At 61.6% G+C, this 258-nt stretch carries 1 protein-coding gene; it reads left to right on the top strand.

Going from position 1 to position 258, the window contains the following annotated elements; translation table 11 throughout:
* On the top strand, positions 1 to 258 hold a 258-nt coding region (locus SB772_RS42825; protein ID WP_410838874.1), incomplete at both ends, for an amino acid permease.

Below are 258 nucleotides of genomic sequence, written 5' to 3' on the forward strand. Positions count from 1 at the left end.
CGGCGGCTTGTTGATCACAGGCGTCATCTACGTGCTGGTTGCCATCTCGGCGATCACGCTGGTACCCGCCGCAGAACTGGGTGAAGGCGAGACACCGCTGCTGAAGGTGGTGCAGGCGGGCGCGCCGAACTTCCCGATCGGTATTTTCGGCATCATCACCATGTTCGCCGTCGCCAATTCGGCGCTGATCAACATGATGATGGCGAGCCGGCTGATCTACGGTATGAGCCGCGAAGAAGTGCTTCCGGCCGCTCTCGG

This window comes from Paraburkholderia sp. SIMBA_030 (genome assembly GCF_046535245.1).
Lineage (GTDB): Bacteria > Pseudomonadota > Gammaproteobacteria > Burkholderiales > Burkholderiaceae > Paraburkholderia.